The sequence below is a fragment of the Shewanella sp. 10N.261.52.F9 genome, assembly GCF_041471165.1.
Lineage (GTDB): Bacteria > Pseudomonadota > Gammaproteobacteria > Enterobacterales > Shewanellaceae > Shewanella > Shewanella marinintestina.
The window spans coordinates 119,862-136,174 of record NZ_JBFRNX010000001.1; the positions used below are offsets into that span (position 1 = coordinate 119,862).

Below are 16,313 nucleotides of genomic sequence, written 5' to 3' on the forward strand. Positions count from 1 at the left end.
CTCAAACCTAGTAACTGATTGTTTTGCATGTTACGACCTTTAATGGGCTGAGCTGAACTCGAACGGGCAAATTCCGTTAAAGTTTGCTCACAATTCAAAGGTTGACATTTTATGCCAATTCTAGAAGATAGAAGCGTTAAAAATCATAATAATATTCGTTAATAAACGATAAGAAATTGACAAGGAAGCAAGAATAAAAATGAAAAAATCATTAATTGCAATCGCCTTAGCGACCACGTTTTTAGCGGGCTGTGGCGCATCAGATGTAAATACAGATACACAAACTGAAGTGACTAAAGCTGCTGACAATAAAGCAGAACTGGGCAGTTTTGGTGTTGACTTAGCTGCGCGAAATGAAGCAATTAAGCCTGGTGATGACTTCTTTATGTATGCTAGCGGTACTTGGTACGACAACTACATTATGCCTGCTGATAAAACTCGTTTTGGTGCATTTACCGGCCTTGCTGAGCGCAGCGAAAAGCAAGTTAAAGAAATTATCGACGATATCGCTAGCCGCAGCGACCTCAACGCTGAAGAGCAGTTAATTGCTGATTTTTATCAAGCTTACATGGACACAGATACCATCAATAAGCTTGGGATCACGCCAATTCAAGGCACACTCGATCAAATCAAGGCGATTAAATCAACTGACGATCTCACCAAAGTATTTGGTGAAGCTTGGCTAACTGGCGCTAGCTCGCCAATTGCTGGCGGCATGTGGTTTAACCGTTTAGACCCTAACCAATATGAAATGTCGATTGGTGCCAGCGGCCTAGGTTTACCAGATCGCTCTTACTACCTTGAAGACGCTGAGCGCTTTGTCAAAATCCGTGAAGCCTACGTTAACCACATTGCTGAAATGCTCGCTTTTGCCGGTATCAAAGATGGCCAAGCTCGCGCCGAGGCGATTCTGGCGTTAGAAACTAAAATGGCAGAAGGCCAATGGCCACGTGAAAAGCGTCGTAACCGTGACCTAACCCTTAACCAAGTTAAGCGTGCCGATTTGGCAAAAGAGTATCCTGGTTTTGATTGGGACGCCTACTTTGCAGAAACCGGTTATCAAGTACCACAACTAAATATCTCTCAGCCTGATCCAGTTAAAGCCATGATTAAATTGGTTAACACTGAATCATTAAAGGTTTGGCAGGACTACCTAACTTTCCACACAGTAAGCAACAACGCAGGTTTACTGTCTGAAGATATCTACGCCGCTAACTTTGGTTTTTACGGTAAAACCTTAAGCGGTCAGCAAGAGCCGCGTCCTCGTTGGAAGCGCGCTATCTCTGAAATGTCTGGCACTCAATCTCTTGGTTTTGCAATTGGTAAAGTATACGTAGCACGTTACTTCCCTGAATCTTCTAAGCAGCAAATGGCAGCGCTAGTTGAAAACCTTCGCACAGCAATGGGCGAGCGTATTGATGGTCTCGATTGGATGGGCGCTGAAACTAAAGTTAATGCGCACGCTAAACTAGCTGCATTTAACCCGAAAATTGGTTACCCAGATGTGTGGCAAGAATTTGATGGCGTAGAGCTAACCAACAAAGATCTAGTGGGTAATATTCAAAACCTGCGTCAATTCTTCCAAGCTGATAGCGTCGCTAAAGAGCTTAAAAAGACTGACCGTAATCGTTGGGGCATGACGCCACAACGTGTTAACGCTTACTACAACAGCTCGTTTAACGAGATTGTGTTCCCAGCGGCAATTTTACAACCACCGTTCTTCGATCCAAATGCAGATCCAGCCGTTAACTATGGTGGTATTGGTGCGGTAATTGGACATGAAATGGGTCACGGTTTCGATGACCAAGGTTCAAAGTCTGACGCAAATGGCATTCAGCGTAACTGGTGGACGGATGCTGACCGCGCAGCATTTGAAGCCAAAGCTGATCAACTTGCCGCTCAATACAGTAAGTATGAGCCAATTCCAGAGAACTTCGTTAATGGTCGCAACAGCCTAGGCGAAAACATTGGTGACGTAGGTGGTCTATCGATGGCTTACCACGCATACAAGCTCAGCCTTAACGGCAAAGAAGCACCAGTCATTGATGGTGTTACCGGCGATCAACGCTTCTTCCTAGCTTGGGCACAAGTATGGAAAGAAAAGCGCACTGAACAAAGCATGCTTAATCAGCTACGTGCAGGTACTCATGCTCCAGGTCGCTACCGTGCACAAGCACCACGTAACCACGATGCTTGGTACAAAGCATTTGACGTTAAACCAGGTGATGAACTGTATCTTCCTGAAGATCAGCGCGTACGCATTTGGTAATAGCAAGACACTATTAAGCTAACCGACCAATGCCAGTCAGTTATCTGACTGGCATTTTTTATGTCGAACCTTTATTGCCCGCTTTATTCAAAAGCTATCTCAATCAGATTAAACAGTTATATTCATAAAAGCGCTTAGGGGTTTTAAAACCGCTTTTCGACCCGATATCTATAATGTAAAGCCTAAACAATAAGCAAGCAGCTCAATATCAATAAAGCGGACTAAACCAATAGGATAAGACATGACAAACCAATACACACCAGCAAACGTTTGGACCATGGATAACGAAAATGGTGGCCAATGGGCAAGTATCAATCGCCCAGACTCAGGTGCAAGACATCAGCAAGCACTGCCGCATGGTGAGCAACCATTGCAATTACATTCGTTAGCGACCCCTAACGGCCAAAAAGTCACTATCATGCTAGAAGAGCTACTTGCTAAGGGCGTGACGGCAGCTGAATATGATGCGTACTTAATTAATATTGGTGAGGGCGATCAATTCGGCTCAGGGTTTGTCGATATTAATCCAAATTCCAAAATTCCAGCACTGATTGATACCTCAACTGACACACCAATCCGCGTATTCGAGTCGGGCAATATTCTGTTGTATCTAGCTGAAAAGTTTGGTCACTTTTTACCTAAAGATGTAGCTGCTAAAACCGAAATCATGAACTGGTTATTTTGGCTACAAGGTTCAGCACCTTATTTGGGCGGCGGGTTTGGTCACTTCTACGCTTATGCACCAGAGAAATTTGAATACCCAATCAACCGTTTTACCATGGAAACTAAGCGCCAACTCGATGTGCTCGATAAGCAACTCGCTAACAATGAATATATTGGTGGTGATGAATATAGTATTGCCGATATCGCTATCTGGCCTTGGTATGGCAGCCTAGTGCTGGGCAATTTATATAACGCTGCAGAGTTTTTAGATGTCACGAGCTACAAACACCTACTGCGCTGGGCAAAGCAAGTTGAGCAACGTGAAGCCGTACAGCGTGGTCGAATCGTTAATCGCTCATGGGGCGAAGAGTGGGAGCAACTTGAAGAGCGCCACTGCGCTGCCGATATTGATGCGGTGCTTAACAAAAAAACTTAGTGTCCGGCGATCCAAAATGCATAACGCCAGTCTTTGACTGGCGTTATGCTTTAAAAGTAACCATTTGATACTAATCGATACTTTTGTGAGACCCAAACCAAACTTCTTCACTTCTGCATATGATAATTTACTTACCGTTGCCAATATAAATGTGAAATAAACCCTTTGCATTTAATAAGTAACTCGCCTGAATAAAAACCGTTTATGAACATCAAAAGGATGGATGTGTGACCACAGCTAATACAGCCGAAGTAACTCACAGCTTTTCCCCCCTCACCAACGCTATTGTTGATAAAGCTATTGATAACGTTACTCGAAAACTTGTGGGCGGAGTAAGAAACAAAAACAACTCCCAAGCTGGCAGTAAGCACCCAAGTGTAAAAATAACAATCGAGGATACACTCGCTGCCACATCAGCAAAAGATGTCATGGAAGTGGCTAATAGAGGTGTCGATTGGAAAGAGATGATTAGCAAAAGCTTATCTCATGGCATTTCATTACTTTCTAGCATGCAATACGATGGTCAATTCACAGTAAAAGATGGTATTGCCGAAGGATTACACCAAGTGCCGGGGAAGCCAGGGGTTTATGTTGTATTCGATAAAACCAATACGCCCGTTTATGTTGGTGACAGTGCGAATATTCGTAGCCGCTGGCATGCTGGTCACCTGAATGAAAACCGCCAAAAACTCAGCAATGGCGAGCAATATAAATTATCAGATCAGCTTACAGAAGGTTGTGTAGTTAAGTTTATCTCATGTGAGTCAAAAGAAACTGCTGCAGCGATTGAAGCGCACCTTATCAAAGAGGCACAACCAAGTGTTAACGCCCGCGAAGAGCTACTTAATCAACAAGGTACTCGCTCCAATATTGAAGCAAAGAAAATGAAAGATGCTTCTGGTAGCACAGCAAGCCTTACTGCAGGTGCAGCTAAAGCCGCAGCAGAAAATGTCGGCTGGAGTATATTAGAAACTCTAGTCTCCACTTGTATTAAAGCTTTAAAAGATGAGTTAGTTGATATTGTTTCTGGCGGAAAAACCAAACTTAAAGATCGTATAAAGCGTCTATTTAATAAGATCTGGTCTGTTATTGCCAATATCCTGAAAAATCCTGGATCTATACTAAAAGGGATTTTTGAATTTATTGTTAACGCCTTTTCAAGTGCCATTCGCAAAATTTATCAATTAGCTCGCAACATTTACGACTTAGGTTACGCGGCGTGGCAGTTGTATAAAGGCCAAAAAACAATGGGCAAGGCCGAGCTTGTCGCAAAAATATCTGAAACTATCATTACCAGTGGCTGCTTAGTGATTTGGGATGCACTCGATCCTATCATTGAGGCAAATCTGACCGCACTCATACCGCCTATCGCACCATTTGCCCCCTATTTTGCAGCAACGATAGCCGCAATTGGATTTGGTGTGTCTAGCCATTACTTATCGGGTTTTGTGCCACAAATTGTCGAAAAAATTGTTAACTTCAACCCGATGCAACAACAATCGCTTGCTCAACAAAGAAGCGCCTGTGAGCAGCTGGTGATTAATGCAGAAAAAGAGTTAATTATGATTAATGGCCTTGAAGATTACATGCGCTCATCCCAAGAGCTATTACTCGACTTATCTGCACAAACTAAACAACTTGAGCAACATCAAGCCATCGAGCATTTCAGTATAGAAGACAGATTAAATAGCATTTCCTTAGGAGCAAAAGCGTGACATTAGTAAAAGCCAAACAAGAGCTTATTGAAAGACAAGAATACCAAGTCTTCTTTCAGGACTTTGAAAGCAACCTAACTAAGCTAACAGCAGCATTAAAAACGACTAAAGATGTGCAAAAGCTTGCCACTGAAATCAATAAAAAAGGATTTTGGAGTAATGCTTTTGGTAGTATTTCAGGCCGTAACGATAAAGATCTTGCCGCTATGGTTGAAAATCTTGGCGCAAGTTTAGAAGTCACCCAAAATATTCTAACTATCGTGCTTAAAGTACAAAATATTAAAAATGGATTTTTAAAAGATTTCCATGAAGCCTTAGTAGAAAAAATAGTAAAGCTAACCAAAGACGATAAAACATTAGACAGCAACCAAAAAGAAGCGGCACTTGCAATTGTCACCAAAATTGAGCAGCAAGTAAGCTATCAACTAGCGCAGTCTCAACAAATCGAAAATCATGAGCGTAAACTGATAGAGCTCGATGATTTTGTTGAAGTGAAAGATATTATCGACTCTGAGCAAAGCGCCAAAATTGCCCATCTAGATAAGACTTCACAACAGATTATTCAAGGTGCAGATACTCGCCAACAGTTGATCAATGAACTGCAACAAAAAAGCGAAGCTAAACGTAAAAAGGATTTGTCCCAAGATGTAGAGATCAGCCAGTTGTCAAAAATGGCTCACTCTCTGAAAGATGATAACGAAGCTAAAAGCCTAAAAGATACCTCTCAAGACAGTGCTATTGAAATGCTAAGCCAGCAAAAGGCTGAACTAAAGCAACAACACCTGCAAACAAGTGCACAACTACAGACGCAAAAAGAAGAACTTGTCGAACTAAATCAAATAGTCGAAACATTGTCGGAGCAACTATCAAACAATGAGCTCCGCACCACAGAGCTAACTCATAACTTAGAAAAAACAGCAAAACTATTAACGCAAACTCAACAACAACACACTGACTATGTCGCAGAGCAAGGAAAGCTATCTCAACGTTTAGCGAGAAACCTAATCCCCGTAGCAGCTTTGCTTGCCAGTGCAATCGCTATTTTCTTGATCCTGCAACCGCTGCAGTTTTAGCTTATCTTTTGTTGCAGTAAAGCAATAAAAAGGCGCTAAAAACTGTTTATTAGCGCCTTTTAAATATTTATTTACTAGCTCCCCACACCACAGCGACTTAGTCGCTTAATAATCTCTTCATGTTGTGGGTAGTCATTTAATAATGTTTCTTGGCTAAATAACTCAAAGTCATCAAAGGTAAAACCGGGTGACACCATACAACCCACTAAAGAAAAGCCCGGCTTGTTCATTGCAGAGCCAAATATACAGCCTTTAGGCACTAAAAATTGTGGCCGCTCACCAGCTGCTAAATCAAGGCCAAGCTGCGCAGTGGTAAGCACGCCTTGTTCATCAATCATATAAATCGTCAATGACTCTCCAGCGTGGAAGTACCACATTTCATCAGCAGTTAAGCGGTGAAAGTTCGACACCTCATTTGTGCGCAATAAGAAGTAAATGCTGGTCCAAAGTGCACGACTGTCGTCAAAGTTTTGCTCTGAGCGATAAGATGAGCGGAAGTAACCGCCTTCGACATGTTGTTCTAACTCAAGGTGTTCAATAAAGTATTCAGCGGTTTGCATTGCAATGACCTATTGTATTCGGTTAACAACATATTGTTGAAAACACTGTTGTAGGGAAGTTTTATCAATTGAGTACAGTATATAACTGTGCACCGATAAAGAGGCTTATTTGGCGCTTGGATAAAAATACCGCGCAAGTGTAATCCAACTGAGCAATAAAGGCTGCGACCATGATTAGAGTTTGTGATTCATGGTTATACCGACCACTAAAACACAATAAAAAAGCTCAAGGTAGTTAACCTTGAGCTTTAGGTTATTTATAATGTTTTACTCGTACACAGTCGCTCAAAATCTAGATGACGAAGGCTGTGCAGCTGGTCGTAAACATGCTTAATGCTTGCCCATTACGCCGTCACGAACCATCTCTTTTCCATTTTCGTAAACTTCGTCGCTTACCCAGCGTGCATGCAAAAGCTTCTGATCATTATCAAAAACAGCAACAAAATGACGTCCATCAGCTATGTTCGTCGCCATACCAACACCAGCCACCCCTTCAAGACCTATACCACCAGTTTCAACTGAAACTAAAAAGCGACGTAAGTCGTCTAGATTATCGATTACGTTTTGATCGTTATTCATTTTCAAATCTCTTTTACTTAGCTGTGCATAGCTCATCAATTACCCATGCATTTTATGGGGCGTACTTTACAGATCATAGCCAAAAATTGACAGCCTGTCTTACAAAGAACAAAACCTCTATTTGATGATTGAGCTGTTAAATTCAGCAATGACTTATTTAGTCTATTAGCCAGTTCACAAATAACAGTTAATTTTATTAATTTTCAATGTGCTCATGTAATACTCCCGCGGCATAGACCCTACATATAAATAAGATGGATGCACCAAGATGTCTGAGATTAAATTTGCAGTCCTAGGACAATACTTTCATTGCCCAACCAAAGGTGATTTTGAGTATGCACCAAAGGCATTAATTCAAGTTAATAGCCAAGGCAATATCGCTTCTGTGTTGACCGAAACTAATGCCGATTTCCAAACCCAAGTCAGCATATTGTCCAGCAGCAATCAGCTAATTGAACTTTCTTCAACTCAATACTTAATGCCTGGCATGGTTGATTTGCACGTGCATGCGCCGCAATTTCCTCAAGCGGGTAAAGGCCTAGACTTACCGCTTTACGATTGGCTACAAGATTATACTTTCCCATTAGAAGCCAAATTTTCCGATATGGATTTTACTAAGCAGATCTATCCAAGCCTAGTAAAGTCACTGCTTGCTAACGGCACTACTAGCGCGGTGTATTTTGCCACTATTCATAAAGACAGCTCTGTTGAGCTAGCTCGCGAATGTTTAAAGCAAGGCCAACGTGGCTTTGTCGGTAAAGTGAATATGGATGAAGCAAGCCAGTGTCCACCATTTTATATTGAAGCTTCTACTGCAGATGCACTGGTTGAAACTGAAGATTTCATCCAACAAGTATTGGCGCTTGAAGGTAATGAGCAACAATTGGTCTCGCCAGTATTAACCCCACGCTTTGTACCAAGTTGCACCAGTGAGATGCTACAAGGTCTAGGTGAGCTTGCTCAAAAATACCAATGTCACGTACAAACCCATTGCTCTGAAAGCGACTGGGCGCGTGACTATAGTCAGAAAATGTATGGCAAAACCGACGCCGAGATCTATCGTGATTATGGTTTAATGACCAACAAAACGATTCTTGCGCACTCGATTTTCTTAACCCCAGCCGATCACGCTATCATTAAAGAAAGCGGTGCAAGTATTGCGCATTGCCCGTTATCAAACATGTATTTTGCCAACGCTGCAATGCAAACCCGTGAAATTCTGGATAACGACCTAAAATGCGGACTTGGTAGTGACTTAGCTGGTGCACCAATCCCATCAATCTTTCACACTTGCCTTGATGCGGTTAATCATTCACGGGTTCGTGAAGATGGTACGTCAACTTACTTACCAGCCGATACTCGCGGCGAAAGTGGCAGTCGTATCTCATTTTTAGAGTCTTACTGGATGGCGACCGTTGGCGGTGGGCAAGCGATTGATGCTAAAGTGGGTTTGTTCCAGCCAGGGTATGAATTTGATGCCTTAGTGGTTGATATAGCAGTTGCGGACAGCAATATCTTTATTATTGATGAGATGGACAGCCCTAAGGATAAGCTAGAGAAAATCATTACCCTCAATAACCGTCAAAACATCTGTAAGGTGTGGGTTAAAGGGCAAATGGTCATCAATAAGTAATATCTAGATTGATGACGGGAGCGCTCTTCATTCTTAACGGTATTGGGCCTGTCTTAGGTCCAATACTGCTATTTCAAAAATAACCATCACTCTCCAGTTTTAAGTAAAGCCAGCAGAAATGCCTTACTCTGCCTCTCACCTAATTTTATTTGATAAACAATCTCTATTTTTACCCTTAAATTGACAACGATGGTTCATTTAATCAAATTAAAAAACCAACTATCATAGCAAACATAAAAGTAGCTAAAATCTTGGTTCATAACACTACAAAAACAATCAAAAGCAATCCAATACACCAACAAAGTGAAATCCTAGCAAAATTTAACCCCGCAAATACGGTGAGCCAAAAATCTATAAAAACCCTGATTCTGATTAAATAAGATCAAACGCACACTTATTAACCACAAAAAGAAAACTAAGCGTTCGCAAATGAGAAATGTGACATGGATCACAAATACCAAGTTATCAGTCTGTAACAATCCTCGCGCACGTTAACAAGAATTAACGGCTACATAATAAAAACGGGGTTGAATACATGGAAAAAGTTACAAAAGTGTCAGCGTTGGCGCTAGCAATCACTGCTGCATTACCTATGACTGCACAAGCCGATATTATGATAAGTGAATATGTAGAAGGCTCTGGCTTTAGTAAAGCCATCGAGATCTACAATTCAGGTACAGCAAGCGTAGACTTGTCAGATTACACCTTAGCCTATTACTCAAAAGGCGATGCCACAGCTAAAACTATTCTAAATTTAAGCGGAAACCTTGCTGCTGGTTCGGTGAAAGTGATCACCAATAACCATGCCGATAACGCCATAGAATTAGATGCTGCAATTGACTCCGTCAGTGCGGCAATTTACTTCAATGGCGATGATAAAGTTGCCATCCTAAAAGGAACTGAGCAAGTCGATCTGTTTGGTGAAATCGGCACAACTGGTGACTGGGCAAAAGATGTTACCGTTGAGCGTAATGCTAATGTGACCGCAGCTAACAGCACTTATCAAGCTAGCGAGTGGACGGTTAAGTCAAAGAACCTCTTTAGCGGACTCGGTGCACGCAATGGTAATTTTGCAGGTGGCGATATTCCTATAGAGCCAAGCTTTAGCTGCCTTGGTGAAACCATTACCCCAATCTACGATGTGCAAGGCGTTGGTCGTATTAGCCCACTGATCGAATCAGGTAAGTTTGAGTCAAATGAAGAAGTGACTATTAGTGGTGTGGTGACGGCTCGTGGTGAAAGCCTGTTTAAAGGTTTTTATCTACAAGAGATCAATGGGGATAACTCACCTTACACCTCTGACGGTGTATTTGTTTATTTAGGTGAAGCTCCAAGTGAAGCTATTCAGCCTGGCACTCAAGTGTGTGTTAAGGGCAAAGTTAAAGATTTCTATGGCCTGACTCAAATCGATATTAAAGCAGACAAAAAGTTTGTGATTGGCGAAAAAACTGACGTGCCAGCACCAGAAGCTTTTTACGTTGCTGATGGCGAGTCATTTGAGGATGCGCTAAACCGCTACGAAGGTATGCAAATTGTGCTTGATGCGGGTAGCGATATGAAAGTTACGCGTACTTTCAGCTATGACTATGCAGCAAGAAGAAACAATATGGTGCTTTCTCATAAAACACCATTGATGAAGCCTACACAGGTTTATGCCCCTCATTCAGATAAAGCGACAGCATTACAGGCAGCAAATCGTGGTAATGAGCTGTATATAGAATCTGACTTTAAAGCTAAAAATGGTGAGGTGCCTTACTTCCCAACATTCAATGCAGAAACAGGCTATATTCGTGTTGGTGATCAAATGACCAATATGACAGGCGTTGTTAGCTACAGCTATGGTGAGCCGCGTTTAGTCGTGACGAATGAAATTACTGCCGGTGACTTTATTCGCATTAATGATCGTACAAACGCTCCTGAAGTTGCCAGTCAGGGAGACATTCGCGTTGCTAGCTTTAACGTCCTAAACCTGTTCACCAGCGATAGCGATATTGGCGGTCCATTAAACCCAACTTGTAAAGATCAAGCTGATGCAGATGCAAGCCGTGGGTGTGGTCGTGGTGCACACTCATTAGAAGACTATCAGCTACAAAGAGCTAAAATCGTTAATGCTATTACCGAAATGAATGCCGATATCATAGGCTTAATGGAGATTGAAAATAACGGGTTTAGTGAGCATAGCTCAATTCAATACCTGCTCGATGCCTTAAACGCTGAAATGCCAGCAGAAGATGCCTATTCCTTTATTGAAGCTACTGATGCCGATAAGTATAAAGGTGAGTTCATTGGTGGTGATGCGATTGCAGTGGGTATTTTATATCGTTCAAGCAAGGTAACCCCAAGCGGTGATGCCTTTATCGTTGCAACACCAGAGCAACACGCAACTGAAGGTGTTGCTAGCCGTGATAATAATGGCACATTGGAGTACAGCCCTGCTTACGATAAGTTCCAGCGTCATAGCTTAGGACAAACTTTCCAAATCAATGATGAAAAACTTACCGTTGTGGTTAATCACCTTAAGTCAAAAGGTTCAGGCTGTTTAGAAGACTGGTTAGAGTTTTCAGAAAGCAAAGATCCTGCTGATCTGCAAGGTAAGTGTAATGAGTTCCGGGTTTCAGCAGCCAAAGTACTTGGCGAGTCTCTAAAAACTGTAGAGGGTGGTTTGCTTGTCATTGGTGACATGAACTCTTACGGCATGGAAGATCCCATCGCTGTATTAACCGATTACGATGCAGCAACAGCAAATCGTGAAATAGTGAGCGCAGCTTGGACCACACTAAATGGTGACGTATATGAACGTCAAGGTAGCAAGATTGATAAAGGCTATGGTCTTATCAACTTAAACACTCAAGCCCACGGCACTGCAACATTTGGCTATAGCTATAGTGGTGAGCTAGGTAACCTAGACCATGCACTAGCTAACAAATTAGTTGCCGATAAACTGGTAGCAATTGAAGACTGGAACATCAATTCAGTTGAATCTAGCCTGTTTGAATACCCAAGCAAATATTCAGGTGATCTAGAGAAGTCTGACAATGCATTTAGTTCATCGGATCACGACCCTGTGATTATTGCACTAAGTTACCCAGCACCTAAACCTGAGCCAGAGGTAAAACCTAAAAATGACGGTGGTTCATTGGGTTACTTTGGCCTAATGTTACTTGGTCTGCTAGGACTTAGACGTACACGTTAATCCAGTAAAGCAATACTAAAAAAGGCTCAGCGGAGTAATCCGCTGAGCCTTTTTATTTTGCTAAACATCAATGCATTAAGTATTGAAATTAATGACCATCAACAAAAGCAAATTTGATGATAAACAGCAGTGCCACTAACGCTACACCAGGGTGGATTTCACGCCAGCGATTGGTGCCAACTTTTAGCACACAGTAGGTAATAAAACCTGCTGCTACGCCTTCAGTAATCGAGAAGGTAAACGGCATCATCACTGCGGTAATAAAAGCTGGAGCCGACTCAGTTAAGTCTTTACCGTCAATTTTAGCGAGTTCTGATGACATCAAAATGCCCACATAAACCAGTGCGCCAGCAACTGCGTAACCCGGTACCATTGCAGCTAATGGCGAGAAGAAAATCACCAAAATAAACAAAAGGCCAGCAACAATCGCAGTTAAGCCTGTACGTCCACCAGCAGCAACACCTGCCGAGCTTTCAATGTAAGCCGTAACGGTTGAGGTGCCCATGTAAGCGCCAACAACTGATGTCGCAGAGTCTGTCATCAAGGCTTGTTTCATACGTGGGAAACGGCCGCGTTTATCGGTAAAGCCACATTTCTCTGTTACGCCAATCATGGTGCCAGAGCTGTCAAATAGGCTTACCAGCGCAAAAGAGAAAATCACTCCCATAAGTGCGACATCAAGTGAACCTGCTAAATCTAACTCACCAAAAGTATTAGCAATACTAGGCGGCATAGACACAATACCAGTGTACTCAATCTCGCCCATTAGAGCTGCAATAGCGGTGACGATTGCAATCGACACTAGTACCGCAGAATGAATACCACGAGAAGCTAAAATTACGATAATAAAGAAGCCTAGTGCACCTAATACACATTCTAGTGAGCTTAAGTCACCCACTGTAATCATGGTTGCAGGGCTTGCGACCACAATACCGGCGTTACTAAAACCGACCATGGCGATAAGTAAACCAATACCACTTGGAATACCAATGCGCAGACATTTTGGGATATTAGTTAAAATCCAAGAGCGGATACCAAGTAGAGACACGATGGCAAAACACACTGCCCCCCAGAAGATGGTACCCATACCTATTTGCCAGCTTACGCCCATCCCCACGACCACAGAGAAGGCGAAAAAGGCATTCAGGCCCATTGCTGGAGCGAGCGCGATAGGTAAGTTAGCAATTAAGCCCATGGCGATACAGCCAATGGCGCTGATCAGACAGGTGACAACAAAAACCGCACTGGCATCCATTCCTGCTGCTGACAAGATTTGTGGATTAACAAAAACGATGTACACCATAGTCATAAAGGTAGTGATACCTGCAATGACCTCAGTCGATACGTTAGTGTTATGGGCTGACAGTTTAAAAAATCGCTCTAACAAACCCGACTTTGCAGGTACTTCGCTAGAGTTTGCTGCCGTATTAGCAGCTTTTACATCGCTGTGCGGTGCATTACTTGGCGTACTCATAACTAGATTATTTCCATCTTAACTTCACTGTTGCCACGGTAAAAGCGACTGTAAAAAAGCCAATTTTCCATTCGCGGCGCGCGCACTTAATCCCCAGAACAGTAGTTCTGAAGATAACGATTAAACAATTTCGATTTAGGTAACGAAAGGGGCGCTATTGTAGAGTAGAGAGAGGGTCAAACATGAGTGATTCACATCACATATTACAGAGTTTTTTAGAGGGGAAATAAGCTTGCTGCGGCGCTTTCGATTATAAACTAAAAATATTAGCTGTAACCATTGCACTAACTCTGTTGTAGAAGTCTAACTAACCAGCTAAATACACAGTAGTTATTGAGCTAAACCATGCCTAATGCTAGTGTCAGCCTCAAGCTTGTTTATATCCAAGGACAGATAAATGCTAAAAAAACTTCTCGCCAGTGTCGGCATTGGCAAAGCAACCGTTGATACCATTTTGCTTGATGAACAATTACGTGCCGGTGATAGCTTTGCTATCGAAGTCATCATTAAAGGTGGCGATGTTGAGCAACAGCTAAACGGTCTAGAATTTGCCATTATGGCCGAAGCCAAAGCCGAGCAAGAAATCGGTGACAATGAAGTTAAATACAACAAAAGTCTCGTACTGCAAAGCTGGCAACCTAGCCTAGATATCACCATACAGCCAGGCGAAACCATCACTCATCAATTTGAGTTAGATCTGCATCCAGAGATCCCTGCTTCCAGTCTATTTGGTCAGCGTATTGCTAAAGTGTGGCTTCAAACCGGCTTAGATATTAAAAATGGCATTGATGGCTCAGATAAAGATCCATTAGTCATAGTGCCTTCAAATACTCAACTTGCGGTATTAGAACTCATTGAAAACAGCGGCTACCGTCTATTTAAGTCTGATATTGAGGTCGGTTACATTAGCGCGCAAAGTTTTAGTTCTCACCTACCTTGTTATCAAGAGTACGAGTTCAAACCGGAGTCTCGCTCTTTCTTTGGTGCTAAAGAGCTAGAAGTCACTTTTGTTGATAATGGCGCAGAAACTGGCGTACTCATTGAAATCGATAGAGCCTTTTCGGGTGATGGCTATCATAGTGTATCCATTCCGAACCATTGCGACAGTGTTGACACTGTTAGGCCTTATATTGAAAGGCTGCTGAGTTAAACAATTCAGACTGTTTAAAATAGGTAGATAAACAACACAAACTCGCTATTCTCTCCATTTCGAACTGCAAACAGAATATCTGACTAATACTGCGCTACAGCTCACTCCCACACAATAAAAGCTGCTACCAAGATCAAATATAAATAAATATTAATCCAAATCGTTCACTTTACGAGCAACCAGAGATATCCGAGAGATAAATAAGTGTGGCAGTATAAGCCGCCACTAAATAGGCGTAACAACATAAAAAACTATTAAAAACAAATCAATAAAACAAAAAGTCAGTAACAAATTGAAGGTTTTTTTATAACGACTTTATCTATTTTGCTAGGAGTCATATGAATACAGTCTTTACCATTGGCGAGCTCGAATCATTTTTAGTCGCGATTCTTGTGCTATTCATCGGTCACGCGGTTAACCGCTATATTCCAGTATTAAAAAAATACAATATCCCCGAACCCATTGTCGGCGGGTTAATTATTGCTGCCGCGATTACTGTGCTGCATTTTAATAATATTACGGTAGCCTTTAGCCTATCGATGCAAAACACCCTGATGCTGATGTTTTTCAGCACTGTTGGTCTAGCCGCAAACTATAAGTTATTGCTAAAAGGCGGCAGCAAGGTCTTCATCTTCTTGGGTGTCGCATCGCTATTTATTGTTATTCAAAACATTGTCGGTGTAAGTCTGGCAAACCTATTAGGACTAGAGTCCTTTATGGGCTTAATCGCAGGCTCTATTACCTTATCAGGTGGACATGGTACAGGCGCAGCTTGGGCTGATACTTTCCAAACCGAATACGGAATTAATACCCTTGAATTCGCAATGGCAGCGGCAACATTTGGCTTAGTCATGGGGGGGATTATCGGTGGCCCAGTTGCCCAGCGCCTTATCAATAAAAACAACTTAGTCTCAAGTTATGGTATTGGTGGTAACCACCATACCGATCACCCCGATCTAGTGACTTATGATCAGCTAGAAATTGACCGAGTAACCGCTAAAAGCGTACTTGAAGTGCTATTTATTATGCTCCTCTGTGTGGCTGGTGCTAAATGGACTAGTGCACTAATTGAAGCTGTTGGTGCTAGCTGGTTAAAGATGCCAGAATTTGTTTACGCGCTGTTTATTGGTGTGATTATTACCAACTTCACTGAAGTCACTCGTAGCTATAAGATCAATAGCGAATGTGTTGACGTGCTGGGTTCGGTATCGCTTGCACTGTTCCTTTCAATGGCGCTAATGAACTTAAAGCTATGGGAAATTTTTGATCTTGCGATACCGCTACTGCTCATCTTAGTGGTGCAAACTGCCGTATTAGCGTTATTTGCTTACTTTGTGACATTTAAGGTCATGGGCAGTAATTACGATGCAGCAGTCATGGCTGGCGGCCACTGTGGCTTTGGCCTAGGTGCAACACCAACAGCGGTTATGAACATGGGCGCCCTAGTTTCAAGAACAGGTCCATCACCACAAGCCTTTATGGTGGTGCCGATTGTAGGCGCCTTCTTCGTTGATATCGTCAACGCGATTATCTTAAAAGGCTTTATGATTTTTGTTGGTTAATCCCAG

11 protein-coding genes are annotated in these 16,313 nt (G+C 42.3%); 8 read left to right on the forward strand and 3 right to left on the reverse strand.

The annotated features are described in order from the left end of the window. Window positions 1-199 precede the first annotated feature (199 nt). The 4 genes from AB4298_RS00470 (at window position 200) to AB4298_RS00485 (ending at window position 6,156) form a co-directional block, all read left to right on the forward strand. The gene (locus tag AB4298_RS00470; protein WP_371985383.1) at window positions 200-2,269 is read left to right on the forward strand and encodes a M13 family metallopeptidase; all 2,070 of its coding nucleotides are present in this window, start codon (window positions 200-202) and stop codon (window positions 2,267-2,269) included. Between the two features lie 241 nt (window positions 2,270-2,510). Continuing rightward, window positions 2,511-3,368, forward strand: coding sequence for a glutathione-dependent disulfide-bond oxidoreductase (gene yghU / locus AB4298_RS00475; protein ID WP_371985384.1), 858 nt, complete (start codon window positions 2,511-2,513; stop codon window positions 3,366-3,368). A 227-nt stretch (window positions 3,369-3,595) separates the two neighbouring features. After that, entirely contained in the window at window positions 3,596-5,083 is a 1,488-nt protein-coding gene (locus AB4298_RS00480; RefSeq protein ID WP_371985385.1) for a GIY-YIG nuclease family protein, read from the forward strand. After that, entirely contained in the window at window positions 5,080-6,156 is a 1,077-nt protein-coding gene (locus AB4298_RS00485; protein ID WP_248999368.1) for a hypothetical protein, read from the forward strand. Before AB4298_RS00480 ends, AB4298_RS00485 begins: the two co-directional genes overlap by 4 nt. Window positions 6,157-6,230: 74 nt before the next feature. On the opposite strand, the gene AB4298_RS00490 is transcribed toward AB4298_RS00485, so the two are convergent. Next, the gene (locus AB4298_RS00490) at window positions 6,231-6,716 is read right to left on the reverse strand and encodes a cupin domain-containing protein (protein ID WP_371985386.1); all 486 of its coding nucleotides are present in this window, start codon (window positions 6,714-6,716) and stop codon (window positions 6,231-6,233) included. A gap of 330 nt (window positions 6,717-7,046) precedes the next feature. Next, window positions 7,047-7,295 carry a hypothetical protein gene (locus AB4298_RS00495; RefSeq protein WP_248999372.1) on the reverse strand — a complete coding sequence of 83 codons (249 nt, stop codon included), beginning with the start codon at window positions 7,293-7,295 and terminating at the stop codon, window positions 7,047-7,049. Window positions 7,296-7,563: 268 nt separating this feature from the next. Here AB4298_RS00495 and guaD point away from each other — a divergent pair, with 268 nt between their 5' ends. Further along, window positions 7,564-8,928, forward strand: a complete 1,365-nt coding sequence (gene guaD / locus AB4298_RS00500) for a guanine deaminase (RefSeq protein WP_371985387.1) — start codon at window positions 7,564-7,566, stop codon at window positions 8,926-8,928. Between the two features lie 535 nt (window positions 8,929-9,463). After that, a complete protein-coding gene (gene exeM, locus AB4298_RS00505; protein ID WP_371985388.1) occupies window positions 9,464-12,121 on the forward strand; it encodes an extracellular exonuclease ExeM in 2,658 nt (885 codons plus the stop codon). An 88-nt stretch (window positions 12,122-12,209) separates the two neighbouring features. On the opposite strand, the gene AB4298_RS00510 is transcribed toward exeM, so the two are convergent. After that, complete coding sequence (locus tag AB4298_RS00510) at window positions 12,210-13,508, reverse strand: NCS2 family permease (RefSeq protein ID WP_371985570.1); 1,299 nt, start codon at window positions 13,506-13,508, stop codon at window positions 12,210-12,212. A 484-nt stretch (window positions 13,509-13,992) separates the two neighbouring features. Here AB4298_RS00510 and AB4298_RS00515 point away from each other — a divergent pair, with 484 nt between their 5' ends. Both AB4298_RS00515 and gltS read left to right on the forward strand, forming a co-directional pair. After that, window positions 13,993-14,745, forward strand: coding sequence for a sporulation protein (locus AB4298_RS00515; RefSeq protein ID WP_371985389.1), 753 nt, complete (start codon window positions 13,993-13,995; stop codon window positions 14,743-14,745). A 338-nt stretch (window positions 14,746-15,083) separates the two neighbouring features. Next, the gene (gene gltS, locus AB4298_RS00520; protein WP_371985390.1) at window positions 15,084-16,307 is read left to right on the forward strand and encodes a sodium/glutamate symporter; all 1,224 of its coding nucleotides are present in this window, start codon (window positions 15,084-15,086) and stop codon (window positions 16,305-16,307) included. Window positions 16,308-16,313: the final 6 nt, after the last annotated feature.